Source organism: Desulforamulus putei DSM 12395, assembly GCF_900129195.1.
GTDB classification, from domain to species: Bacteria; Bacillota; Desulfotomaculia; order Desulfotomaculales; family Desulfotomaculaceae; genus Desulfotomaculum; species Desulfotomaculum putei.
In genome coordinates, this window is the sequence record NZ_FQUY01000021.1 from 20,965 (window position 1) to 44,548 (window position 23,584).

General features: G+C 49.4%; 24 protein-coding genes and 1 pseudogene. 5 read left to right on the forward strand and 20 right to left on the reverse strand.

All coding sequences use genetic code 11. From position 1 onward, the window contains the following. Positions 1-46: 46 nt before the first annotated feature. The 17 genes from spoIIE to BUB67_RS12425 all read right to left on the reverse strand — a co-directional run bounded on the left by spoIIE (position 47) and on the right by BUB67_RS12425 (position 17,188). Positions 47-2,533, reverse strand: coding sequence for a stage II sporulation protein E (gene spoIIE / locus BUB67_RS12345; protein WP_073239734.1), 2,487 nt, complete (start codon positions 2,531-2,533; stop codon positions 47-49). A 77-nt stretch (positions 2,534-2,610) separates the two neighbouring features. Continuing rightward, positions 2,611-3,513, reverse strand: coding sequence for a Ppx/GppA phosphatase family protein (locus BUB67_RS12350; RefSeq protein WP_073239735.1), 903 nt, complete (start codon positions 3,511-3,513; stop codon positions 2,611-2,613). 224 nt (positions 3,514-3,737) lie between these two features. After that, entirely contained in the window at positions 3,738-4,121 is a 384-nt protein-coding gene (locus tag BUB67_RS12355; RefSeq protein WP_073239736.1) for a S1 RNA-binding domain-containing protein, read from the reverse strand. Positions 4,122-4,213: 92 nt separating this feature from the next. Then, complete coding sequence (locus tag BUB67_RS12360) at positions 4,214-4,663, reverse strand: FtsB family cell division protein (RefSeq protein ID WP_073239737.1); 450 nt, start codon at positions 4,661-4,663, stop codon at positions 4,214-4,216. Continuing rightward, a complete protein-coding gene (locus BUB67_RS12365) occupies positions 4,660-4,896 on the reverse strand; it encodes a helix-turn-helix transcriptional regulator (protein WP_073239738.1) in 237 nt (78 codons plus the stop codon). Before BUB67_RS12365 ends, BUB67_RS12360 begins: the two co-directional genes overlap by 4 nt. A gap of 178 nt (positions 4,897-5,074) precedes the next feature. Beyond that, a complete protein-coding gene (gene yabQ / locus BUB67_RS12370; RefSeq protein WP_073239739.1) occupies positions 5,075-5,635 on the reverse strand; it encodes a spore cortex biosynthesis protein YabQ in 561 nt (186 codons plus the stop codon). Positions 5,636-5,705: 70 nt separating this feature from the next. Continuing rightward, positions 5,706-5,990 carry a sporulation protein YabP gene (gene yabP / locus BUB67_RS12375; RefSeq protein ID WP_073239740.1) on the reverse strand — a complete coding sequence of 95 codons (285 nt, stop codon included), beginning with the start codon at positions 5,988-5,990 and terminating at the stop codon, positions 5,706-5,708. A 232-nt stretch (positions 5,991-6,222) separates the two neighbouring features. Further along, positions 6,223-7,134, reverse strand: coding sequence for a SpoIID/LytB domain-containing protein (locus BUB67_RS12380; protein WP_073239757.1), 912 nt, complete (start codon positions 7,132-7,134; stop codon positions 6,223-6,225). A 155-nt stretch (positions 7,135-7,289) separates the two neighbouring features. Further along, complete coding sequence (locus tag BUB67_RS12385) at positions 7,290-7,535, reverse strand: RNA-binding S4 domain-containing protein (RefSeq protein ID WP_073239741.1); 246 nt, start codon at positions 7,533-7,535, stop codon at positions 7,290-7,292. Positions 7,536-7,564: 29 nt separating this feature from the next. Then, positions 7,565-7,870 (reverse strand): HU family DNA-binding protein, encoded by a 306-nt coding sequence (locus tag BUB67_RS12390; RefSeq protein ID WP_274377243.1) that lies wholly within the window; start codon positions 7,868-7,870, stop codon positions 7,565-7,567. Positions 7,871-7,948: 78 nt separating this feature from the next. Continuing rightward, the gene (yabN, locus tag BUB67_RS12395; protein WP_073239743.1) at positions 7,949-9,481 is read right to left on the reverse strand and encodes a bifunctional methyltransferase/pyrophosphohydrolase YabN; all 1,533 of its coding nucleotides are present in this window, start codon (positions 9,479-9,481) and stop codon (positions 7,949-7,951) included. A 240-nt stretch (positions 9,482-9,721) separates the two neighbouring features. Further along, complete coding sequence (gene spoVT, locus BUB67_RS12400) at positions 9,722-10,282, reverse strand: stage V sporulation protein T (RefSeq protein WP_008412147.1); 561 nt, start codon at positions 10,280-10,282, stop codon at positions 9,722-9,724. 132 nt (positions 10,283-10,414) lie between these two features. Further along, positions 10,415-11,440, reverse strand: a complete 1,026-nt coding sequence (locus BUB67_RS12405; protein ID WP_238457050.1) for a peptidylprolyl isomerase — start codon at positions 11,438-11,440, stop codon at positions 10,415-10,417. A 60-nt stretch (positions 11,441-11,500) separates the two neighbouring features. Further along, on the reverse strand, positions 11,501-15,010 hold the full coding sequence (mfd, locus tag BUB67_RS12410; protein WP_073239745.1) for a transcription-repair coupling factor: 3,510 nt from the start codon (positions 15,008-15,010) through the stop codon (positions 11,501-11,503). A 240-nt stretch (positions 15,011-15,250) separates the two neighbouring features. Continuing rightward, positions 15,251-15,691: a hypothetical protein gene (locus tag BUB67_RS12415; protein ID WP_073239746.1), complete on the reverse strand. Its 441-nt coding sequence runs from the start codon at positions 15,689-15,691 to the stop codon at positions 15,251-15,253. 111 nt (positions 15,692-15,802) lie between these two features. After that, positions 15,803-16,444 (reverse strand): aminoacyl-tRNA hydrolase, encoded by a 642-nt coding sequence (pth, locus tag BUB67_RS12420; protein WP_073239747.1) that lies wholly within the window; start codon positions 16,442-16,444, stop codon positions 15,803-15,805. A 111-nt stretch (positions 16,445-16,555) separates the two neighbouring features. Continuing rightward, entirely contained in the window at positions 16,556-17,188 is a 633-nt protein-coding gene (locus BUB67_RS12425; protein ID WP_073239748.1) for a 50S ribosomal protein L25, read from the reverse strand. A 136-nt stretch (positions 17,189-17,324) separates the two neighbouring features. On the opposite strand from BUB67_RS12425, the gene BUB67_RS12430 reads away from it, so the two are divergent. The 3 genes from BUB67_RS12430 to BUB67_RS12440 are packed head-to-tail and all read left to right on the forward strand — an operon-like array spanning position 17,325 to position 18,835. Continuing rightward, complete coding sequence (locus BUB67_RS12430; protein ID WP_084127731.1) at positions 17,325-18,350, forward strand: PRC-barrel domain-containing protein; 1,026 nt, start codon at positions 17,325-17,327, stop codon at positions 18,348-18,350. A gap of 27 nt (positions 18,351-18,377) precedes the next feature. Continuing rightward, entirely contained in the window at positions 18,378-18,584 is a 207-nt protein-coding gene (locus tag BUB67_RS12435) for a DUF1904 family protein (protein WP_338011676.1), read from the forward strand. 20 nt (positions 18,585-18,604) lie between these two features. After that, positions 18,605-18,835: a hypothetical protein gene (locus tag BUB67_RS12440; RefSeq protein ID WP_143157079.1), complete on the forward strand. Its 231-nt coding sequence runs from the start codon at positions 18,605-18,607 to the stop codon at positions 18,833-18,835. A 985-nt stretch (positions 18,836-19,820) separates the two neighbouring features. Here BUB67_RS12440 and BUB67_RS12450 read toward each other — a convergent pair. Together BUB67_RS12450 and BUB67_RS17440 are read right to left on the reverse strand one after the other, a co-directional pair. Then, positions 19,821-20,771, reverse strand: a complete 951-nt coding sequence (locus tag BUB67_RS12450; RefSeq protein WP_073239751.1) for an Rpn family recombination-promoting nuclease/putative transposase — start codon at positions 20,769-20,771, stop codon at positions 19,821-19,823. A gap of 82 nt (positions 20,772-20,853) precedes the next feature. Beyond that, positions 20,854-21,012, reverse strand: a pseudogene (locus BUB67_RS17440) (tyrosine-type recombinase/integrase); the annotation flags it as partial. Positions 21,013-21,161: 149 nt separating this feature from the next. Here BUB67_RS17440 and BUB67_RS12460 point away from each other — a divergent pair. Both BUB67_RS12460 and BUB67_RS17445 read left to right on the forward strand, forming a co-directional pair. Then, positions 21,162-22,244 carry a transposase gene (locus BUB67_RS12460; RefSeq protein WP_073239752.1) on the forward strand — a complete coding sequence of 361 codons (1,083 nt, stop codon included), beginning with the start codon at positions 21,162-21,164 and terminating at the stop codon, positions 22,242-22,244. Between the two features lie 65 nt (positions 22,245-22,309). After that, complete coding sequence (locus BUB67_RS17445) at positions 22,310-22,738, forward strand: transposase (RefSeq protein ID WP_420795746.1); 429 nt, start codon at positions 22,310-22,312, stop codon at positions 22,736-22,738. A 388-nt stretch (positions 22,739-23,126) separates the two neighbouring features. Here BUB67_RS17445 and BUB67_RS12470 read toward each other — a convergent pair whose 3' ends face one another. Continuing rightward, positions 23,127-23,573: a hypothetical protein gene (locus BUB67_RS12470; RefSeq protein WP_073239753.1), complete on the reverse strand. Its 447-nt coding sequence runs from the start codon at positions 23,571-23,573 to the stop codon at positions 23,127-23,129. Positions 23,574-23,584 lie beyond the last annotated feature (11 nt).

Below are 23,584 nucleotides of genomic sequence, written 5' to 3' on the forward strand. Positions count from 1 at the left end.
CCAAGGTCAGCTAACAAAAAAGCAAGAGAGGCTGAGTGTTCTCAACTCAACCTCTCACAGACGATTCCCGGGAAGTTTGCAGCCGGGCGGTGATGACTGTCATATCATCCGGTATTCGACCGCCGGCAGCATTGCGGGCCGACTGCAGGATGACCTCCGCAGCTTCCTGGGCGCCCATGTTACCCAGGTTCTGCAGAATGACGGTCATCCATTGGTCCTGGTCCGCATCGGCGCCCCGGCAGGCATCTAAAACACCGTCACTGACCATCACCAGGAGATCCCCTTCTTCCAGCGCCCTGTTCACGGAAGCAAACTGCAGATTTTCCACCACGCCCACCGGCAGAGAATTCGCCTTAACGATCCCCACCCGGCGTCCCCGCACGATGTAACTGGGCACCGCGCCAATCTTTAAAAAGGTGGCGTTGCCCGTATAGAGGTCCAGCACCGTCAGGTCCACGGTGGAGAAGGTCTCTTCCGCTGACCGCAGCATCATGATGGAATTGACCGTTTTGACCGCCAAATCCTGACCAAAACCGGACTCCAGCAAGTGCTCCAACAAGGACACGACGGTGCTGCTTTCTTTGGCGGCCCTAGCGCCTGTTCCCATGCCATCGGACAATAACAGGGCCATGCGACCTTCCTTCAACTGGAGGACGGAGTGGCTGTCCCCACAAACTGAACTGCCGTCTTTGCCGATTTTTGCCACACCGATGGAAAGGTTGTATTTTAAGGCAGGGTACAGTTTAAAGCTGCATTTATCTTCGCCTTCCCTCAACTGACAATTGGTGCTGGCCACATTGAAGGTCCTGCCCACCACCTTCGACACCACCGGGGCGACGGTAAAGCGGCACTCCATTTCTCCCTGGCAGGCCTGCTTCACCACGCCTATCTCCATCAGGCCGTCTTCTTTATGCAGGGTATACAAATCTTCTATGGGGATGCCCAGCCTGTCAAACCGGTAGCGCAGGGCCTCGTCAATTTCCCCATCCAGCTCCACATCAAATTCCAGTTCACCGGACATGTTCTCCATAATTTGAGCAATGCCTTTCAGCTGTTCTGATACCAATTCCCTGCTTTCCAACAGGCGCCGGTGCCAGTAGATGTTCACTTTGTAGGTCTCGTACAGGCAGGTGATGGTGATGGACATTTCTTTCAACCGGGCGCAGCGTTTTTTAAGATCCTCAGAAAGATCGTCGATGGTGATTTTACCCTGCAGTTCTACGATTGACAGCATGTCCAGCATATTTTGACAGGTACGGTAAAAGTCCCTTTCCCAGCAGGTCCGGTAGAGGGCGCACCCGTCACAGACCTTTTTGCTCACCTCTGAAAACAATTGCTGCAGACCTTGCCCTTCCTGGCTTTGCTGCACCGTGGTGGAGACCTGTTCAAAGCTCCTTGACAGTTCGTTGAAAACGGAAGCCCAGTTGCGGATCCGGTCCACCGTCAGTTCCCTCAGGCGGGTGTCCTGCACAGGTCTTGTCGGGACCGCCTCCCTGTTTAACCCGGGGAGGTGTTCTTTAATCTTTTCCTGGAGACCAGCAGGAAACAACAGAAACAGAAGGGTGGCGATGGCCGTCTCTGCCAGCACACCTTTTAAGTCGCCATAATCAGAAACATAAATGGTTAATATGATATTGCCCAGCAGAAATCCCCCGGCCACGGCCAACTTGCCAAAGTTCCGCACAGCCCCTGCCACAACCCCGGCAAAGGAATAGGCGCCCACAATGACCGGAGCCACCACAAAGGCCAGGCCGGGAATCACACCCACCACCGCGCCGGTGGCAGCCCCCACCCCGGCACCTCCTGTAAGGGCGCCCAGCAAAATGACAAACCGGCTGATGACACCCCGCAGGGTAACAGTTTCATATGCCAGACCCCCGGTTCCGGCAATAATACCCGCCAGCAACACCAAAAAACAAAAGGCCGTTTCCCCGGACATGGTCCTGTGCAGACTTCCCCGGGCAAAGGGGGTTAATGCCTGTAAATACAAAAAGGTGAGCACGCCGGCAAAAACAGACTCAAAGCCTGCTGTAATATAAGGATAGAGGGCAGGTCCCTGCACACTGATAAAAACGCTCTTAACGGTCAGCATGGTGACCGCCACAACCCCCGGAACCGCCAGCCAGGGCCGGTTGACCTGGGATTTCACGGACAACAGGATAAAAAACCCGGCCATCACAGTGGCGCTCGAACTCCAAAACTGAACGCCGCCGGTGATTGTGAAGAGACCAAGTATAACTGATAACACCGGCAGCGGCATGGCTCCGAAGGTCCAGGTGGCCGCGCAGAGGAAACTGACGCCGAAGGGAGACAGTTCTCCCAGCAGCACCGCCCGTCCCAAAAAGAAACCCGCCAAACAAAGAAGGAGATTCTCCCGGGCCAGGGCTCGTCCAGCCCAGGCCAAAGAAGCTTTCCCGGCCCTGCTTTCTGTTTTTTTGCCGGTGAATGCACTGTGGCGGGCACGAGGTCCCTTCTTTGCATGTAACCCCTGCCCAGCCCTGTGATATGTATAGACATCAATGCGATCAAACAACCTTTCCAACCCCTTGCTTTGTCGCTTTGGCTCCATTATAGTACAGGGATTGGAAAATATCTGTCATTATTGGTAGGTTATTCCAATTTTTGTTTCGACAACTGCTGCCCTAATTCCCACACCAAACCGTACAGGATATCGCTCTCGGAAACCGTTAAACACGGAAGCGCCAGGGTCTCCAGAACAATTTTCACAATAATGACGCCGGCCAGAATAATGTCGGCGCGCTCCGGCTGCAGGCCAACAATTTTTTTCCTCCCTTCGGATCCCGCTGCCACCAGCAGGGACAGCAGTCGTTCAACCTCCGGCAAAGTCAGCTGATAGCCGTGAACCAGTTCCGGCCGGTATTGGGCCAACTGCAAAGACATGGCTGCCAGGGTGGTGGCAGTCCCCCCCACCGCCACCAGGGCCAGGTCTTCCCTCTGGCGGTTTTTGATTTCTCCGAGGGTGGGGGCCAGAAGTTCTCTGATTTGTTCCTCGGTATGTCCTCCTTCGGTCATTCTTACCGCCCCTACGGGCAGGCTGACATAACGGAGCCCATCCGGTCCGGTCCAAATCATTTCTGTACTGCCGCCTCCCACATCCAGCACCATGGTGGAATCCCCGGCAACAGGCAGGCCCGCCAGCACCCCCCGGTAGCTGGCGGCCGCTTCCTTTTCACCGGACAGGACAACCACTTTAAGCCCGGTTCTTTGCTGCACCAGGCGGAGAAATTCCTCCCGGTTGGCTGCATCCCTGACGGCGCTGGTGGCAGCGGCAACAATGCCGTAGGGATGATAGGGCCGTATCTGTTTTAGAAACTCCTCAATAGCTGCAACGGTTCGTTCCATGGCCTCGGGCAGCAGGCGGCCATGATTGATCCCCTGCCCCAGGCGGGTGGTGATGAGGCCGCTTTTCACGGCATGAACCGCATCACCGTTCACCTCGGCCAACAAAAACCTTGTTGAATTGGTCCCGATATCAATGCCGGCAAGAAGCACTGTATCTCCTCCCAACTGATCTAGTATGGTTCTATTAGCATCGTTCTGTCTGTTACCTTTTCTGCAAAACATTACACTTTTTCTGGCCATCAGCCATCGGAAGTGCCAAGCACCTTTTAGAAATTATCGACAAAAGACTCAAGAGAACCGTCCCCCTGAGTCTTGCCCTAAATACAAATAAGCATTCCCTTCAACAGAGAATGCTTATCATGACGCAGTTGAATTTAGTATCTGGAGCCGCCGCGACCGCCCCTTTTAGAATCGGTTTGCCTTTTCAGGTCAGACAACCGTTCGTCGCTTTCTCTCATGAATTTGGCCAGTTTGTCTTCAAAGGAGGGTTCAAATTTGGGTCTGCGGGGAGCCCTGTTGGCAGAAGGATTGGCTTGCTTTAGAGACAACCCGATCTTTCCTTTGGGGTCCACCGAAATAATCTTGACCTTTACCTTGTCGTTTACTTTAAGAAATTCATTAATATCCCTGACATATACTTCAGCAACCTCAGAAATATGCACCAGCCCTGTCCGGCCTCCCGGCAACTCTACAAAGGCCCCAAAATTGGTAATGCTGGTAACAACACCCTCTACAATATTCCCTTGTTCCAACGACATGTACTTGCAAGTGCCTCCTTAATTGGCAAGCCAAACATTCTTAATAAAAGTATATTGTAACGGTACAAGAGGTGTCAATATGAATGATCCAATCAGTCATAGATGTTCTTATATTTTACGTTAAAACCCTCACCCTGTGGTTTGTTTTCCTTTGCTGGAACGGGCTGCGGTTTTTTATTGTTTTCCTGTTGGGACTGGGCCTGCACCACCAGAGTTTCTCCCGGTTTCACCAATCCCAACTGTTCCCGGGCCACCTGTTCAACATAGGAATCAGACTTGATTTGCTTAATTTCCTCCCGCAGCGCGGCATTCCTGCTCTTTAGTTCTTGTACCTGGCTTTGCAGGGACTCCATGTTACTTTGCATGGCCTGCAGCTTTTTAAACTGGTTGCCCAGGGAAAAAACAACATATGCCACAACCACAACCGAAAGAATCAGCACCAGTTTACTTCTTCCACTGCGGCGCCGAATTTTTCCGCCCTGTTCTTTATTTTCCCGGTGCAGCTTTAGTTCTGTCACCTTACCTTTTCCTGTGGAAATCATTCGCCCACTTCCTCCTCATCCTCGGGGTCAAACAAACCCAGGTTCTGTCCCGGTATCACAATGACAACCTGATATCCTTTGGAACGGGCCCTGTTATACAAAGTGGCCACGGAACTGGGGCTCAGCTTTAATTTAGCGGCAATCTTCTCGGTGGAATAACCCATTTCCTTAAGGGTTACCACCTGGCGTTCCCGGAAGCTGAGTTTCTCTGCTCCTCTTATTTCCACCTGCACTTTGTCCAACCCCCGTCCGGAATCCACATGTTATCCACAAGTTATTCACAGGTTGTGTACAAATTTATTACATTAATACTACAAAATTACTACAAGCTTGGTTTTTTTTCCTGCCGGCGGGCAAAAAAACAGTACAATAGATTCCCCCAAAAAAGGAGAAAACAGGACTTTTGTCCTGTTATTCAGGGTCTTTGTATTCAAAAATCGGAAATATCGAAGATATTCGTCTTTTAAAACCTTTTTTTATTCGCCTACCCGGCGAACCCAGCAACTTATTGAGAACCGTGCCGGTTCCCTTCAGGACTTTTCCCGTTACACCCGCCACAAACCCGAGGGGAAGGGCCACCAGTAAATAGACCCCCCTGAAGGGAAGACATAGCATACGCCAGGCAAAGGAAAGACTCTTTATGAACCAAACCCAAAGTTGATGAAGGGCTCTGAATGTCCACCGGATCATTGAGGTTGTACGACGGCTGAAAACACTTAAATAAATAACCGCCCCCAGGGCCAGACCCAGTAACACATACAATCGGACCTCACCCCAATTGCCCAACAGGAGCAGTACAAAGACAACCCCTGTCAGCACAAACCAAAATAACAGGTCCCCCAGAGCAGTTCCGATCCTGCGCAGCCTTAAAGTCCCCCTGGTAACCCTGTAAAGGTCGTAACAAAAGCCTGCCACCATACCAATGATAATGGTTAACGCAAAATAATAAAACTGATCCATCAAGGGAACCAATTGCTGCACCACCTTTTTGAGAGGTGAGAACGGCGGTTCTTATGTCCCGCTCAACATATAATCTTGACAACTACTTAAGTAACCGGTTAATAAAGCCCTTTCCTTTGGCCTTGGTGCCTTTGGCCGACCGGCCCTCCATATATGCCAGGCCGTTAATAAATCCTTCCACCACCAAACTGCCCTGATCGAGGTTCAGATGAGTAATGTGCATCCCCTCTCCCTTCAACTGCAAAAACCCCATATTGGTGTCCAGGGTAATCTCCTGTTCATCAAAACTCCCCACATGCTGGACGCCCTCTAATTTTAATTTTTTGCGTCCTTCAATGCTTAAAATATGCTTTCCGTATTCTTCCACAGTACCCCTCCGTTCACAGCGGACTTCGACCACGGTAAAATTCCACGGTAAAATATATGCCGGCAGGCTGTTGGGTATGCCTGTTAGCCTTTAGGGTATTTCTTTGGGGTTCTGCTGGTAGCCTTTTGGGCAACAATATAGGGTCCTGTTGTTAGTAATGCACTGCTAACAACAAGACCCACAAGGAATACCCTTTAGTCTAAGGACTGAACCGAAAAAAAAAACCCAAAGTCTATGGATACAACTTTTCAATTCGTATGTCCTTGAAGTAGAACCGAATGATGTCCTCGGGGGAAATGCCCTTTTCAGCCATGTTTTTGGCGCCCCACTGGGACATACCCACGCCGTGGCCGTAGCCTTTGCCGGTCAGAACCAGGTTGCCTCCCTGAACGGATACACCGGTTAAAAACATGGAACGGATTTCGGTGCTGCCTGCTGCCAGGCGGAAGGCGGGTCCTCCCACCACTGTATTGTTAATCTTTAATTGAACCGTACGCCCCGACGGGCCTTTCTTGGCGATGGCGGCGGATGTCAGGGGGCCGGGATCCTTACCGGAGATGCTTTTTACCGCCTCCCGTACCCTGGCGCCCGGAATGGTAGCTGTCCACTGACGGATTTCCGGCAGGGTGTTTTGAATAGAGGCAGGGTCGTTCATATTGGCTTTAATATAAGGGGTGGGTGTCTTAAAGTAAGCCAATCCTTCGGCGGCGCTGGCGGTTTTGCCGCCGTTGCTGGCGGAAAACCAGGCTTTGATATACCGGCCGTTATAGGTGATAACCTCGCCTCTGGTTTTTTGCACCGCCTGCCGGACATTTTCCGTGATCCGGGAAGGGTCATAGGCCTGGGATTCTTCCACACTGGTGGATACATCTGTGCCATGCAGTTTTTTCACCCGGCCGGATTCAATGTTCTCCATGGTAAAGGTACGGGCTAATATGGCCTGGGCAGCCAGGGCATTGACCGGCCAGCTGGGCTCCATTTCTGCTGCCACCACGCCGGCGATATATTCCTCCAACTTCATTTGTTTCTTTTGTCCTGTCTCGTTATCATACAAACTAATGGTCGGCTCGGAGTCATATTTCCTCTCCCGGTTGGTGACATCGGGTTTTTTGGCGGGCTGACAGCCCAGGGCAAGGAAGGCCATCACCAGGACCAATGCAAGGACAGACAAACAACATTTTCTCAAGGTAAATCCCTCCGTTTTTCATTGTTTGTCTTATTTTCTTCATCCCGAATCAAAAATATGTGAAAAATAACAAGGACACCTCCTTGGGGGAAGTGTCCTCCGCTTACCAAAAATTATTGTTCAATAATTTTATACAGACCGGCCGCCTCTTTTGCGGGAATAGTTTCTTTGATTTCCAGAATCTCAAACACCAGTTTCCTTGTGCCAAAATTGATCTTAACCTTGTCACCGGGCTTAACCTCCAAACCTGCTTTGGCGACACGGTTGTTTACCAGCACTTGACCGCTGTCACAGACTTCCTTGGCCAAGGTACGACGTTTAATTACTCTGGAAACTTTAAGAAACTTATCCAGTCGCAAACCACAAGTCCCTCCAAAATACAAAGCGTTTATTCTACAGGCAGGTTGCTCACGGCATCCTTTAATACTTTGCCGGCCTTAAATACAGGTACTCTGGTGGCGGGAATTTGGATGGTTTCCCCGGTTTGCGGGTTGCGGCCTTCACGGGCTTTGCGGGGCTTGGATTCGAAGGTGCCAAAGCCTACCAGTTGAATTTTATCTCCCCTGGACAGAGCTTCTTCAATGGTGCTTAATACCGCAGAGACAGCCTTTTCAGCATCTTTTTTGCTCAGTTCGGTTTTTTCTGCTACGGCAGAAATCAGTTCGGCCTTGTTCAAATAAGGACCCTCCTCGATATCAGAATAACTATTTGCTATTTCTCTATTTTATTGGGTTTTCCTCCCCTAAAAACAAATTTTTCCTGCTATTTTCATTCAAATTATGATTTTTTTTGCATCTTCCCACCACCGGTCCATTTGCTCCAGGGGCAACTGTGAAAGCTCCTGCCCCCTTTGCCGGGCTTGCTGCTCAATATACTGAAACCTTTTGATAAATTTGTCGGTTGTGCCGCTTAATGCCCCCTCTGCGTCCACATGCAGCAGTCTTGCCAAATTCACCACGGCAAAAAGCAGATCCCCCACCTCTTCTGTCACCGCCTGGGCTTGTCCGGTTTCCAGAGCCTGGAGCACTTCCTTCAATTCTTCGTTGACCTTGTCCACAGCGCCGGTGTGATCCGGCCAATCAAAACCCACCCGGGCTGCTTTCGCTTGTACTTTTTCGGCCCGCAGCAAAGCGGGCAATGCCCGGGGGATATTCCCCAGACAGGACTGTTTTTTCGCCTGTTCTCCCTGCTCCTGGGCCTTGATTTTATCCCAGTTGATCAATACCTCCTGGCTGTTGTTAACATGGGCGGCGCCAAAAACATGGGGGTGCCTTCTCAGCATTTTTTCAGTGATGGCATTGACCACATCGTTCATGTCAAATTGTTTGTTTTCACTGGCAATTTGTGCATGAAAAACGATTTGTAGTAATAAGTCTCCCAATTCTTCACATATTTTATACATTTGCCCTTCGTCCAGGGCCTCAATAACTTCATAGGCTTCTTCGATCAGGTACTGTTTCAGACTTTGATGGGTTTGTTCCCTGTCCCAGGGACAGCCGTTTTCCGCCCGCAGGGCCGCCATCACTTCCACCAAAGGGTCCAGAGGAAAGCAACAGGTGTAGACAGCATCCTCGCCGGCGCCCACAGGTTCCCCAGCAGCAGGCCGGGTCCCTTCTCCTTCCGCCGCCTCCTTTAACGGCGGGATATAAAGGCTGGTCAGGTGATCAATCCAGGGCAACCGGTCCAGTTCATAAAGGGGCACCTGTGCAACCCTTTCTTCGCCCGGAATTCCCGCCGCCCTTACCACGGTAATCCTGTGCTCGTCCGGGTAAACCTCCATCAGGTTGAGTTTGGTCTCTCCGGCTGTAATACGGTCGTAAACCTGCGTCACAACGGTTCCCACCCCGGGGTCCGGCTGCTGTTCATCCAACCGCAGTGCATCAACGATATGCAACCCTTTGCAGGGATCCAATCCCAGGGTGGCAGACAAAGCATCCAGGAAACTCATGGCCGGGACCACCCTGGTTGGGATGCCCTGCCGGGCAGCCAGATCCAGAACCAGGCGGACAGATTCTTCCGCCACCATCGGGTGACCGGGAACAGCATAAACAACCGGCCCTTCCCGGGCAGCTGCCAACACTTCCCGGGCAATGTTCAAGTAAACCTCTTCAAAGGTCTCCCCTTGCTGGTAATGGTAATCCAGAGCACGATAGGACAGGCCCTTTTGTTTTAACCATGCCACGGTGGGGTGAATTGCTGTACGCAGGTAAACCGGCATGCCGGCGTTGAGAAGTTCCCAGACCTGCAGGGGAATCATCCCCGGGTCACCGGGCCCCAGACCAACGATTATGATAGACTTGTCCATTTCTATCTCCTACCTTTCTGAGATGGGTAGCCATCAGCCAATGGTAAGCTGTCCCCGAACCTTTGTCAAGAGTTGTATAACCGGTTTCCTGAAATATCTATAAAAAGCAGACAGCGGAAGACTGATAGCAAGGCCCCAGGTAATACCTGTAAGCCAAAATGAGGGCTGAAGGCCAGACCCCAAAGGAATATCCCATAGACAAAAAAAGGGGCCTGTTCGGCCCGTTACATCTTGAATTAATTATTGTTCCATTTGTTTGGCCAGGAAACCGGCGGCAGTTTCGGCCAGTTTAAGTTCCATTTCCCCCATCTTTACATCCGGATCCTTGGAGGCCAGGATAACTGCACCGATTGGGTCTCCTTCAGAAATGATAGGTGCAATAACTTCTGAAGAATATTTGCATTCGCCGTCCTCCGTGATGCCACATTCCTTACAGTGAGGATCGTTGCCAGGATTATTAATGATAACAGCCTTCCGCTCTTCCATTACTTTCTCAATATTGGGGCCTATGGGTTTGTTGATAAATTCTTTTTTCGGAGCCCCGGCCACGGCGATGATGGTATCCCGGTCAGCAATGCAAGCAATATGACCAAGGGCTTCGTATAACGAATCGGCATATTCCTTTGCAAAATCCCCTAATTCGCCGATGGGAGAGTATTTTTTAAGAATTACCTCACCTTCCCTATCCACAAAAATCTCCAGGGGGTCTCCTTCACGAATCCTTAATGTTCTCCTGATCTCTTTCGGTATAACCACTCGACCTAAATCGTCAATACGACGAACAATACCCGTTGCTTTCATATGAGTTTCCTTCCCTCCTTTTTCTGCATAATCTACGCGGATTAACTTTCACTGATAGTATATAACGGGAGGGATGGTGTTATTCATAATTTTCCATCGTTAGAACTTTATTTTCGGGTTTTGGTTGTTCATCTATTTTTTTGACGAATCCCCTGTTTTTGGGGCTATTTTGTTCTCAATCGTGGCATTTTTTCTCAAACCGTCAATGAACTGGGAAAATTTGGCCTGCTTTGCTTCGCCCTCTAATTGGGCAGCAATGGAACCCTTGACTTCATCCAGGGACTTCTGAGTAGCCGGCAGGATTTTTTCCAGCTTAATAATGTGATAACCGTAAGCGCTTTTCACCGGTTCCCTGGTAATTTCACCGGGTTTCAGGGCTGCCGCAGCCTTTTCAAAGGCCGGGTCGGTGGTGCCGGCGCCCCTGTCAATGGTATAACTGCCGCCGCTCTCCCGGGTTCCCAGGTCATCGGACAGTTCTCTGGCCACCGCAGCAAAATCGCGCCCCTTCTGGGTTACTTCGGCCAGAGCCAGTTTAGCCGCCTCCAGCGCTTCCTTGTCAGTACGTTTAGGCACATTGGGCAGCTTGCTGTCAACGGCAAACAGCATATGCTTTACTTCCAAGCGTTCGGGGGTCCCAATGGGTTCCATATCCTTATGCTCGTTATAAAATTTGACAATTTCCTCCTCGGTGGGTTTCTTCACATCGGCGGTTACCTTTTCATATAGCTTGGTATAGGCATGTTTTAAAACAATATTATCCCTGACATCCTGCTCGGTCATTTTGGCCTCTTCCAGGGCTTTTTTAAAGTCTTCTTCTTTACCCAGGCTGGCCTTAATTTCATTAAGCTCTTTGTCAACTTCTTCCTTGGCAGGCATTAATTTCTGCTTCTCGGCTTCCTGAATAATCAGTTTTTGTTCAATCAATTCGTCTAAAATACCTTGCTCTATTTGAGCTTTCATTTCCTTATTTTCCTGGCTATTTAAATCAATGCCGAATTGTTTGGCAGCTGCATTGACCCGCTTGTCCAGTTCCTGACGGGTAATTTCTTGCCCGTTGACGATGGCCGCCACATTGGCTTTGTTATTGGCACAGCCTGTCAAGAACAAGGCCAGGCTGAGCAGCAACGGCAGGCCCACACGAAAAAATTTGTTTTTCACCACAAAGTCCCCCTTTTGCATGATACCGCCATTATACAACGATAAGGATAGGCCGGCAAGTTATTTCAGCCGGCCTAAAAAAGTGTGTAATTGTTCCAGTTTTCTAAGCCCGATTTCACCCTTTTCCCGGCTCATCAGTTTAATTTCAAATCCTTCGGGGGAGGTGTGATACTTAACATTGTTCTTATATTTCTCACTGACAGCCACCAGCTTTTCCCCGTCCAGGGGCGCATCGGGGGCAAATAACAGTCTGTAGTTGCCCTGGGTGCGGCTGATACTCTTGATGCGCAATTCCCTGCCCGTAATCTTTAACTTGGTGACCAGCAGCAGACACCGGACACTCTCGGGCAGATCGCCGTAGCGGTCCACCAGTTCCTCTTCCAGATCGGAAAGTTCCGCAATGTCCTGTATGGCGGCCAGACGGCGGTAAAGTTCCACCTTCTGGTTGCCGTCGGGCACATAGGTGTCGGGGATGTAAACTTCCACCGGAAGTTCAATGGAGGTGTCCACCACTTGTTCCACCTTCTTACCCCGGGCCTCCTGGACCGCCTCTTCCAGCAAACGGCAGTACAGTTCAAAACCCACTTCGGCTATGTGCCCGTGCTGCTGGGCCCCCAGGATGTTGCCGGCGCCCCGGATTTCCAAATCCCGCATGGCGATTTTATAGCCGGAGCCAAACTCGGTAAACTCCCGGATGGCGGAAAGCCTTCGCTCACTGACTTCCGTCAACACCTTATCCCGCCGAAACAGGAAATAGGCATAGGCCAATCGATTGGTCCGTCCCACCCTGCCTCTCAGCTGGTAAAGTTGGGCCAAACCAAAGTGATCGGCATCTTTGACAATCAGGGTATTCACATTGGAAATATCCAGGCCGGTTTCCACGATGGTGGTGCAAACCAGGACATCGTAAGCGCCGTCCATAAACTCCAGCATCATTTGTTCCAATTCATCTTCCTTCATCTGGCCGTGGGCCACCCCGATGCGAGCCTCCGGCACCAGGCCCTGCAGCCAGCCCGCCAGCCGGTCCAAATCCATAACCCGGTTGTGCACAAAGTAAACCTGGCCGCCCCGGTTTAGCTCCCGCCGGATGGCCTCCCGTATCAAGACCGGGTCTTCCTCCAGCACGTAGGTCTGTACCGGGAAACGTTCCTCCGGCGGGGTCTCCAGCACGCTGGTATCCCGTACCCCCACCAGGGACATGTGCAGGGTACGGGGTATGGGGGTCGCCGTCAGGGTTAACACGTCCACATTCTTGCGCATTTGCTTGAGCTTTTCCTTGTGGATGACCCCGAAACGCTGCTCCTCATCCACCACCAGCAAACCCAGGTCTTTAAAGAAGATATCGTCCTGCACCAGGCGGTGGGTGCCGATAACAATGTCTACTTCTCCGGTGGCCAGTCCTGCCAGCACCTGCCTTTGCTCTTTGGGCGTCCGGAAGCGGGACAGCATCTCAATGCGTACCGGGTAGTTGGCAAATCGCTCCCGGAAGGTGTTGTAGTGCTGCTGGGCCAGGATGGTGGTGGGTACCAGTACCGCCACCTGTTTGTTGTCCATGACCGCCTTGAAGGCTGCCCGCAAAGCCACTTCGGTTTTTCCGTAGCCCACGTCGCCGCAGAGCAGGCGGTCCATGGGCCTGGGTTTTTCCATATCCCGTTTTACCTCTTCGATGGCCCTCAGCTGGTCCGGCGTTTCCTCATAGGGGAACAGCGCTTCAAATTCCGCCTGCCAGGGCGTATCTTTGGAGAAGGCGTAGCCCTTAACGGTTTGGCGGGAAGCGTAGAGCTCCAGCAGTTCCCGGGCCATATCACGCACCGCTTCCCGTACCTTGGCCTTGGCTTTGGCCCATTCGGTGCCGCCCAGTCGGGAAAGCTTAGGATGGTCCGCTTCCGCCCCCAGGTACTTTTGCAGCATCCCCACTTGATCGGTGGGCACATAGAGTTTGTCTTCCCCGGCGTACTGCACCTGTAGGTAATCCTTTTGCAGGCCGCCGATATCCAGGGTGATCACGCCCAGGTAGCGGCCGATGCCGTGGTTCACGTGCACCACATAATCGCCGATCTTTAAGTCCGCCAGGGGTTCCATCCTGGCATCCCGCCTGACTCGGTGCTTGCGGGCCTTTTTGCGCTGGCCGAAGATTTCCGCATCGGTAATGACCACCAGGCGGGCGGCAATCAGTTCAAAGCCGTTGGCCAACTGGCCCACAGTAATCACTACGTTGCCTTCCCGCACTTCGTTATCCAGTTGTTTGACCCGGAAGGCATCGATCCTGGCATCCTTTAACAGCTTCAGCAGGTTGGCCGCCCTTTCTTCGGCGGACACCAGCAGGACCACCGCATAGTTCCGGCGGCGCCAGTGACGAATTTCATCCGCCAGCACCTCCGAATGGCCCAGAAAACTGTGCATGGCCTTGGCCGGGAAGTTGACAACGTTTTGCGGTCGCAAATACTGGGGATGCCGTGGCAAAAAGGAACAGTAGATCCCCTGCAGCCGCTCCATGGAGGCCAAAAGCTGGCGCCATTCCAGGTAACTGTTGATGTGACCGGGCAGCACCTTGCCCTTGCCCAGCAGGTCGGTATAGGTCTCGTTTCTTTCTTTCAGGATGGTGTCCGCCACTTCTTTACAGCGAACGGGATCATCCACCAGCAGCAGGGGCTGCTCAGAGAAATAGTCCAGCAGAGTCACCGGCCGGGGATAAAAGAAGGAAAGAAGCTGTTCCATCCCCGCAAAGGGTACTCTGCGGCGGATTTGTTCCAGCACCATGGCCCCCTGGGAAGAAAGCTGGTGCACCGCGTCCACCGAGCCGGAACGCTGTAATTTCTTCAACTGGTTTTTGTATTCCAGTTCATAGTTTTCTTCACACCGCTGCCAGGCCTCAGGGGTAACCACCAGTTCCCGGCAGGGTGTAATGCGAATTTGCTTTAATTTATCCAGGGACCGCTGGTTGGCCGCATCAAAATGACGGATGGAATCCACTTCGTCATCAAAGAACTCGATACGGATGGGATTGGCCGCGGTCATGGGGTAAATATCGGTAATGCCGCCCCGGCTGGAAAATTGCCCCCTTCCTTCTACAAGGTCCACTCTCTCGTAGCCCAGCTCCACAAGGTCCCGGTGCAGTTTTTCCGGGTCCACCCTTTGGCCCAGGGAGAGTTCCAGGGTGAACCGCCGAAACACCTCCGGCGGCGCCAGCCTTCTTAACAAGGCTTCCACCGAGGTCACCACCAGCACGGGTTCCCCTGTGGTAAGTTTATCCAGGACCCTCAGCCGCTGGGCCAGTACTTCATTGCTGTGAGCCAGCACCTGGTAGGGCAGCAATTGCCACGCCGGGAAGAGCTGTACCTGCATTTCCGGCAGCAGGGAAGTCAAGTCATCCACCAGGACACCCGCTTCGGCTTCCCCCGGGGTTACCACCAAAACCGGCCCACCGGCCTCTGCCAGCCCGGCAAACAGGTAACTGCGCTGGGAACCGGACAGCCCGAACACCATCTGCTGGGTAAAGCCTTTTTGCAACCCCTGCAACAGGTTTTGATATTCAATTGTTGATTCTAATGGTCGTAGTAATCCTTTCATTTGCTCTCCTGTCTTTTAAACCGTCCATGAAAAATGGTAGTGTAGTTATATCAAGCAAAGCTTATCTGGCCATTATCCTCAACAACCCATTTTCAAATAGGCTGTTGATTTATTAAAGAGGGCAAATGGCTTCAGCCCGGTAGAAGATGAAGGGGGGAGGTTTACCCTCTGTCTTCTACCGGGCAGGTTGATTCTGTTTATGTATGTTATATGCCCTTTTGCAGGCAAATTATATCCCAGTTATTTATGTCCCGTCAAGCGGGTCCTGGCACGGCCACTATAGTAAATCACCGCCAGGTTCCAGGCGGCATGGGTCAGGTATGCCAACAAAAGGGCGGGAAAAAGACCCCTTTCGCTGTAAAGCCGGACGGTGATAAACCCGAACAGGCTGTGTGCCGCCAAAGCCGTCCAGCCTGCCATGACTCCTCTGGCGCCTCTTCGCCGCAATTCCACCAGCGCTTCCGCCACACCAAAGCCCGCATGGGTCCACAGGATAGGCGCCCCCAACAGCACAGCCCACAGGGTCTTGGCTGCTTCCTCCGCCAGGGGAGTTAAGCAGATAATACCCCTGTTGCCCATGGCCGGCAGTATCTGCCCGTTCATCACCCAGGCTGTACCGGCAGCCAGGAAAGAGGCAACCAGGACAAAGGGAATGTCCCGAGACAGGATAAAATCTGGCATAGAAACCTCCCTAGCCATTAGCCTTTGGCAATAGGCAAAAGCCAATGGCCAACGGCCTTCTTGGTATTAATGTTCCCTAAAACCCCAAAGGGCTTTGGTAGACTCAATTTTTTATGGGTTATTCTTTTGCAGGGGAGCCTCCGGTTCCGCTTTTTCCTTGTCACCCTCGGTCTTTGGTTTTTCCTTTTGGCTTTTGGGCTTTTGATTAAACCTGTTCATGGCCTTGTCGGTACCCTCAAGTACCCAGACCTTTGCGGCCTCCACCGCCGCCGCAATGGCGGAGTTTATGAGCTCTGCCTCGGTGCCGGTGATTTTTCCCAGGACATGGTCCACCGCGCTATGTTCCGGCCGCCCGATCCCCAGCCGCATGCGGGTAATTTCCTGGGTGCCAAGGAGCTCGATGATGTTCCTCAACCCCTTCTGACCCCCGTCGCTGCCTTTTTTACGAATGCGCAGCCGACCCGGCGGCAGGTCCATGTCGTCGGCAATCACCAGGAGATCCTCCGGGGTCAGCTTGTACCAGTTCATTAAAGCAACCACTGCCTGACCGCTCAGGTTCATATAGGTTTGGGGCTTGGCCAAAATCACCTTTTCGCCCCCTATACTGGCTTGTCCCACCAGGGCTTTGTGCTGGTTCTTGTTTATATCGGTTCCCAACTCCCGGGCCAGGCTGTCAACCACCATAAAGCCTATGTTATGCCTGGTATGCGCATATTCTATGCCGGGATTGCCCAGACCTACGATCAATTTCATAAAAGCAACCTCCTTTACCGAAGGTATTGTACCCCAGTAAGCAGTTGGAGGCAATATCAAAATACACCAAACAGCCTGCCGTTTCAGGCAGGCTCAGGTTGTAAACAAACTCTATTCCTTCTCGGCAGTCTTGGCCCTGGCCTCTTCCAGGGGTTCCGGCGGCACTTCCGGCTGGCCGGCTGGCTCGGGCGCCTTCGTGACAGCCACGCCGACCACGGTGGTATGCGGGTGATCCAGTATTTTAACCCCGGGCGGCACCTGCAAATCACTTACCGACAAGGCATCGCCAATTTCCAGTTCGCTGATATCCACTTTAATGGCATCCGGAATCCGGCTGGGCAAACACTCAATTTCAGCGCTGCGCAGATCGTGTTGTACCACACCTCCCCTGGCCACACCCTTCGGGGTTCCCACCAGCTGCACCGGTACCACCGTGCGGACTTTGGTATCCTCAGTCACCTGCTGGAAATCAACATGCTGAATCTGGTGGTGCAAGGGATCCATTTGCAGGCTTTTGATCATAACAGTCTGCCTGCCGCCGTTCAGGTTCATCTTAATCAGCGTATTGCGACCGGTCACCGACCCAAGAATCTTTTTTAATTCCCTGGCATCCACGGAAATGGCCATCGTCCCCATGTGTTTCCCGTAAACCACGCCGGGAATCTCACCGCTGTCCCTGATACGTTTCAAACTGGATTTGGTGCGTTCTTCCCTGATGTTGGCATTTAAAGCAGTATCTGCCACAATATTAACCCCCTAACTAAATGTACAAGAAAATCTTATCACTGCTTCTATTATTCCCTATTAATGGTCATATCAAACAATGCACAGGCATAAAGATGATGATAAAGAGTATGGAATTAAAAGGGGGCCTTTTCTTATGCGCAAGAGCAAAAAGTTTATCGGTATGCCAGTGATTAGCCTTGCCGAAGGCCAGCAGATGGGAACAGTCAAGGGGTTGGTGGTAGACCCTCATCAACAAAAGGTTGCCGCCCTGATCATAGAGCAAAAAGGTTGGTTCAGCGAACAAAAATTTGCCCCTTACGGAAAGGTACGCAGCGTGGGCACCGATGCCATTACCATTGACCAGAGCGCGGTGGTGGAAAAGGGAGCCAGCCTGCCGGATATTTTAAAACTCTACAAAGATAAAGTAACCGTTATTGGCTGCAAGGTCATCGCGGAAAACGGCTCCCACCTGGGTGAGGTGGATGAATACTTTGTGGAAGAAACGACGGGCAGCATAGTAGGTTTAGAAATCAGCGGAAATTTGCTGAACAGTATAATGAAAGGAAAGTCTTTCCTGGACATCAGTTTTGTCAGGACCATCGGCAAGGAATTGGTAGTGGCCTCCAACGAGGCCATGGATAATATTGTTAAGATTGACGGCGGCTTGTCAGAAACGGTCAAGCAAATTAAGGACAGCACCAGTCACATTTGGGAAAGCACCCTGCAAAAGACCAAGGAACTGGGAAGCAAAACCAAGGAACTAAGCAGCAAGACAAAGGAGGAACTGGAAAGCAAGACGAAGGATCTCACCAGCATCACCAAAGACTTGGGGGAAAGCCTGCTGGAAAAAGTAAGAGGAAAAAACAAAGAAGAAGGGGAAGAACGAACCCGTCCGACTCAACCCACAGAAGATCAAGTAGAAGTGTCGGATCTCCCGCCAGAGGCCATGACACCGGAAGTGGAAAAACTATGCCGGTCCGCTGAACCCGTGGAAGACCGGGTGGAAGTGGCAGATCTGCCGCCGGATGCCTTCACCCGGGAAGAGGAACCCGCTGAGATGCCTGCGGAGCAAGAAGAGAATCAAGATGTTTCCATATCAGAAGAACCCATGGCAGGCACCCTTCAGGAATCCGCTGCGGAAAACAAACCAAACTCTGATCAGGAAGATAAAAAGGAATAGGAAATCTTACCTGCACCACTGGAATGTATTCCTTCCACTTTCATTTTCGACGGGAATATTGTCGCGGGATATCCCTTTGTGGAAGTGGCCTGGTTTGACCGGGGCCAGGAAATTCAGGACCGGGTAGCCAAAACCATAACCAGCTTTATTCAAAGTGTCGGCCATGAGGGTGTGGATGTCATGTTCACGTTTTTTGTGAAAAACAGGTATTGCGAAAACGGCGAGCATTTTTAATTCTTTTACTCATCAGGTTGATGCGTTGTCAATACTTGGGACAAATTAAATACAGCGGTCATCCCATATATGGTTTCCTGATGGCCAAAGGCCTCGGGTTGATGTTCTGGAGTTCGGCCGGACTGGCCCTGCTGGGCGCTGTTCTCGCTTTAATCTTTATAAAAGCTCAAAAGGAAAAAGCCGGCAAGGAAAAACAGGCTCCCATCTTTGTATTTAAACCTGTGCTTGCTAAAAAACCGGAAATAAAATAGTAAGCCGCCCCCCCGGGGGCGGTTGATTGTTTAACTGATTTTGCGCAGCTTTTCCTTTTGTTCAGCTAAAATCCCTTCGTACTGGCTGTTTAAGCGGCCGAGAAATTTCATCCATTCCTCCCAAGGCAGCATTCCTGTAATAACGTGTAGCGGGTGCGGAAGGCGCTGTCAGTAATACCAATAGCATTATCTGTAATCGATCTTTAAAACAATAATGCAGCGCGGAGAGCCGATAACAACTCCATGAGGGCGAAAAGACCCCGTTAGGTAGCACGGAGGCATCCACCCCTGGACAGGTTGGACAAAGGAAAGTCTGGAACCGGCATTATTTACTGGTATCCCGGGAGGTATGAGAAGGTAGGCCGCCAGGGTCAAAACGTGGAGAACTATATGCACGCGAAATATTGGATTCAAGCAGCCCAATCTGATCGCCGAAACATGATACCATATATCAACAAATATGTTAACAGGTGTATAATAAACATCCTTGAACAAAATGAAAATGGCTGAAATAAAGAGAAATGCAAAGAATGAACGACCTTAATGAGAGAGGCTAAAAACGAAAATCGCCACCTTCTTGCCGTGTTTAACTGTGGGTTTCAATTCCTCATAGGTTTTGTGCATGGATGTAAATTTTAGGCATATGTCTTTTTGTATGATAATTGGAAAAGAAGTTGCCTGCATATTTGCAGGGGATGCTGATGTACTTAATAACCAGTCCGGGGTTTGTGATCTATCTACTGTACCCCGCGAGGTTACCACCGGGCGGAAGATGAGCAAACGCTGCCCGAGCCCGATGGACAGATTATCGCCAGTTAAGCGGTTGGTTTTTTTTAGTTCCTCCCTTAAAACAAAAATACATCAGTTTTTAGCCATTACTGATGTATTCTTTATGTTTATGCTTGTTTCCTTCTAATCTTCTATCCTGAAATATAGTTTTCATCCTTCTGCCGGTGCCGCTTTAGCGTCATGGGGGTCTATAAGTTTAGTGCCTTGCACCGATTGCCTCCCTGACGATAGCTGCCGCTTCATCCAGGCTGTTAACTGTGTAGATTTTGTTAATGATTTTATCCAGGATTACTAAGTCATTAATTCTCTGAACCTCAGCTTGCAAGTCAATGGACGTCTTAGGAAACCTTGCATCCAGGTACTTGCAGATGGCATCCTTAGCCATTTCTGCCTTACCCTCTACCAATCCCTCAGCTTTACCCTCAGCCTTACCCTCAGCCCTAGCGCCGCTTATCATAGAAATTTCGTCTCTGGCGGCTTTCTCCCGCAGCTCATATAGACGACGCTCTTGCTGATTCTTAAAGAATATCTGCTCAATGGTCATGGCCTTACGAATACCGGGATTTCCCATGGCGATCGCCTCCATTTCTTCACCCGCAATATTATTGAAGTACAGCAGCCATTCTTCCAGGGCGTCCTTTGGTCTGCGTTTTAGCCTTAGTACCTTTGGCAACTCTAAAAAATGAATTTCCAATTCATCGTTCAGTAACTCACCGGTCTCGTCTTCTCTAATGCGAAAGGTATAATGGTATTTTGTTCTTCTTTTGAACCATTCAAAACCCAAAATGTTTATGGTGATGGTTTTCCTGAGGTGGATGAAATCTTGCCCGCTGCTTAACTGCCCGTGATAAAGTCCTGCCCAGTAGAATAAAGTGCGCTTGTCAATGTTATATTTATTCGCTATCTGAACTTCCACATTTACCAGTGCTCCTGCGGCTGTCCTGGCCAGGATGTCCAGCCGGGCCGCTTTGTCCAGCAGGTACTTGGGATCCAGCTCCCGGTCCAGTAATTCTACATCATGCAGTTCCTGGCCCGGCGGTGGCTTTAAAACTGCGTTAAGAAAACTGATGAGCGCCTCTTTGCCCTCTTCCGAACCCAGTATCCTTTTAAAGGCGTAGTCGTTTATTCTGTTGATGGTCTTAACCATGCCAACTCAACTCTTTCGCATATTACTCTTGCCAACATTATATCAAATTCTAAATTATTACTTAATCCGTTGTGAACAGTTTTTAGTAAATAAATTTTTCTAACCTTTCTTTGCTGGTTTGTTCAGGGTTTATATATTTTAGCGTTGTGTTCACGGAGTCGTGGCCCAATAATTCTTGTATGGCACTGGTTGGCATTCCTTTCTTTGCCAGTGTTGTGGCAAAGGTGTATCTCATCATGTGCGGGGTTACTTTAAAACCAAGTTTCTAGGACTGTTGAAAAACTCCAAACAATAATAACCAAAAATAGATATTTTTAGTATAACAGGAAGGAAAATAGAGATATTTGTAGAAATAAATACCTATCATCAGATAGGGAGTGCTAATTTAATATGTTAAAGCAAAAAGGACGTCAATTATCTATAACCGACATTGATGTATTAGAGCAATGGAGTAACAGACCCCTTGTTTCTGAAAACAGCATCTATTATGCCCTTGCTGAAGCTGATGACATATTTTCTGACGAACTTTTTTCTTCTGCATACTCCCATAAGGGGCGTCCTGCTACCTCTCCGGCCATGCTAACCAAAGTTTTATTACTCCAGTTTTATGAAAATGTGTCAGACCGGCAGGCAGAAGAGCGAGCTTTATACGATCTGCGTTGGAAAGTTGCACTTCATTTACCTATAGGAGAGTCCGGCTTTGACCATAGCACGCTGTCTAACTTTCGTGACCGTCTTCTTCAGAATAAAAAAGAGCAGGAAGTTTTTCAAAAAATACTGGAGAAAGCTGCCGAAAGAAAACTAATCCCTCAAAATTCGGTTAGACAGATAATTGATTCAACCTGCACCCTGGGAGCAGGTGCAGTTCAAGATACTTATATCTTAATTAGAAAATCTATATACAAACTCATTCAAGAACTCCAAAAAAAGATCAATATCGTTGAAATTGCAAAAGAACCATTGAAGCTTAACTATCAAGATGACAGCAAGCCTAAGATTGACTGGAACAACCCGGAAGAACGCAACCAATTATTAAATGACCTGATAAGTGATGCAGAAAAGCTGCTTTCTGCCATTGAAAGTCATAAACTTAGCCCAAAGGGACAGCAATTAAAAGAAGTCCTTTCCAAGATTGTTGAACAGGATATCCAACGGCAGGAAGATGGTACAGTTATTATTAAGCAAGGAGTTGCCAAAGACAGAATAATCTCAACCAGTGATCCGGAGATGCGTCATGGGCGCAAATCCAGTTCCCGTCTTTTTGACGGATACAAAACACATACGGCCATGGAAGAAGAAAGTGAATTTATTACTGCCGTAGAAGTAACCCCTGGTAACCAGCATGATTCCGAAGCTGCGACCAAGTTAATAGAGGCACAACCTAAAGAACAGCAACCGGAAACTATTAAGGGTGATACTGCCTACGGTACCGGACAAGTACGGGCTGCAATGGAAGATAAACAAATTAAATAATTGCCCCTGCTCCAGCCGAACCCCAAAGACCCGGCTGTTTTCCTAAATCTGCTTTTAATATTGACCTGGAAAGTGAGACATGTCAGTGTCCCGCAGGAAAAATCGCTGAAGAAAAAAGATACAGTAGAGCAGGTAAACTTAAAGCCTTTGCATTTAGTGAAAAACAATGCGGTAATTGCTCTTTAAAAACTGAATGTACTCAGAGTAAGCAGAACAGACGAATTGTAACTGTACACCCTTACGAAAAACAACTACAAGCTGCCCGGGCTTTTCAAAAGACTGAAGAATTTAAAGAGGCCTATTCCGTTCGCTATAAAATAGAACGCAAACAATCAGAAATGGTGAGATATGGTCTGCGAAAAGCCAGATACATTGGCCAAGCCAAAGTTAAACTTCAAGCATATCTGATAGCAACATTAGTCAACTTCAAGCGATTGTGCAAACTAACAATGGAACAAATTGCCAAAGAGCCATTACCTGCGATTATAGGATAAGTGTGCCCAATTGCATGACAAATACTGGAAAATAGGAGGTAATATAACCAAAAATATTAGTTTTCGTCTTAAAATCTAAAAAAAGTGGGTCACTACTGTTAATTAATGTAAATTTTATTTTTTGAAAGAAGTAAAATTAGGGTTTTAAAGGGGTTTTTTCAACACCCTCCTAGGTGGGTATGGTTTGACGCTTACTTTCCTACGTCATTGTCAGTGAGAAATGCGCCGTCAAATTAGGTGATTAGCTACAGCAACGCTTGAAGTTCATCCTCGTTTGCATAATCAACCTGATTTAGCTTTGTATTTATCTGATTTTTTCTATATATAACGGGCATTTATATCCCCCCCCTTTGATAATTTGAGTAAATCCAGACTCAAAGATTACTATTTATATTTTTAGAATAGGCAACTTATAAACAACATCCGGAATTGTCGTTTCAGGTAACTCCTCGTATAAATCGCCCAAACCCTCTTTATACTTCTTTAGTAGATTATCAAACATTTGATCAAGATACGTTTGACTCATATCCTTGTAAAGATAATAAGGGTTATTACCATTTTGCCTAAAATCACGACCCCTGTGAAATTCTACTATTATCTCATCCAACCCCATCTTTTCCAGAGGAATTATATAGAAACGTAATTCAATGTGATACTTCATATATTGAACTGTAGCAAATTGTTTTTTACAATCAAACTTATCCTCCAATGCTTTAGTAAGTTTAATCATTACACTTTCTGTGACCTTACCCTCTTTAACTTGAAATTTAAGCTTGAATTGAACAAATTTTTTACATATCTCAATGAACAATTTTTTTGACTCCGTAGAAACCATATGTATTCTCC